This window comes from Ruegeria sp. CH8 (genome assembly GCF_056536985.1).
In genome coordinates this window covers 1-1,652 of the sequence record NZ_JBQFQR010000067.1, presented here as the reverse complement: position 1 = coordinate 1,652, position 1,652 = coordinate 1, and the positions used below count along the sequence as shown (strand labels likewise).

General features: G+C 63.2%; 1 protein-coding gene. It reads right to left on the bottom strand.

The window, feature by feature from the left end:
* A partial coding sequence (xsc, locus tag ACR0ER_RS25515) for a sulfoacetaldehyde acetyltransferase (RefSeq protein ID WP_480771263.1) occupies nt 1-1,652 on the bottom strand: 1,652 nt, incomplete at both ends.

Sequence of the window (1,652 nt, the reverse complement as noted above, 5' to 3'; positions counted from 1 at the left end):
CGGCGGAAGGGCTCACCCAGTTCCTGGTTGATCATGGCTTCGATCAGGGTGGTGATGCCGTTCTTCTGGTCCTCGATGGCCTGGTTCAGGGCGGCGGTCAGCTCGTCCTGAGTGCGGGCAACGACGCCTTTCAGACCACATGCCTGCGCGATCCCGGCATAGGACACTTTGGTGTCCAGCTCGGTGCCGACGAAGTTGTCGTCGAACCACAGGGTCGAGTTCCGCTTTTCCGCACCCCACTGGTAGTTGCGGAAGACGATCTGGGTCACGGCGGGCCATTCCTCGCGGCCGATAGCGGTCAGCTCGGTAACAGCGATGCCAAAGGCACCGTCACCCGAGAAGCCAACCACCGGTGTGTCCGGGCAACCGATCTTGGCACCGATCACCGACGGCAGGCCATAGCCACAGGGGCCGAACAGGCCGGGGGCCAGGTATTTGCGGCCTTCTTCAAACGACGGATAGGCGTTGCCGATGGCGCAGTTGTTGCCGATGTCGGACGAGATGATCGCCTCTTTCGGCAGCGCGGATTGGATCGCACGCCACGCCATACGGGGGCTCATCCAGTCCGGCTTGGCCGCACGGGCACGTTCGTTCCAGGTGGTGCCCGGATCGTCCTGCTCGTGGTCCATCGAGGTCAGTTCCTGCGCCCAGCGTGATTTGGTTTCGGCGATTTTCGCCTTGCGCGCGTCACGGCCTTCGTCGCCAGCGGTGTCTGCCAGCTGCGCCAGGATGTTGGTTGCAACGGTGGCCGCATCACCCACGATGCCGACCGAGACCTTCTTGGTCAGACCGATGCGGTCCGGGTTGATGTCGACCTGAATGATCTTGGCGTCAGTGGGCCAGTATTCCATGCCATAGCCGGGAAGGGTCGAAAACGGGTTCAGACGGGTGCCAAGGCACAGAACCACGTCGGCTTCCTTGATCAGCTCCATAGCGGCCTTCGAGCCGTTATAGCCCAGCGGGCCGGCAAACAGCGGGTGCGAGCCGGGGAAGGCGTCGTTGTGCTGGTAGCCAACGCAAACCGGGGCGTCCAGACGCTCGGCCAGGGCTTTCGAGGCTTCGATGCCGCCCGCGGACAGAACCGTACCGGCGCCGTTCAGGATGACCGGGTTCTTGGCGTCCGACAGCAGCGCGGCGGCTTCGGTCACGGCAGAAGCGCCGCCCGACGGCAGTTCGAATTCAACCACGGCAGGCAGTTCGATATCGACCACCTGCGTGAAGAAGTCCCGCGGCACGTTGATCTGCGCCGGGGCCGAGGCGCGCTTGGCCTTGGTGATGACGCGGCTCAGAACTTCGGCCATCCGCGACGGGTCGCGCACTTCTTCCTGATAGCAGACGCAGTCGGCGAACATGCGCATCTGCTCCATCTCCTGGAAACCGCCCTGACCCATGGTCTTGTTTGCGGCCTGCGGCGTGACCAGCAGCAGCGGGGTGTGGTTCCAGTAGGCGGTTTTGACAGCGGTAACAAAGTTGGTGATGCCGGGGCCGTTCTGCGCGATCATCATCGACATCTTGCCGGTGGCGCGGGTGTAGCCGTCGGCCATCATCCCGCCCGAACCTTCATGCGCGCAATCCCAGAACGTGATGCCGGCTTTCCCGAAAATATCCGAGATCGGCATCATCGCCGAACCGATAATGCCAAAGGCATGCTC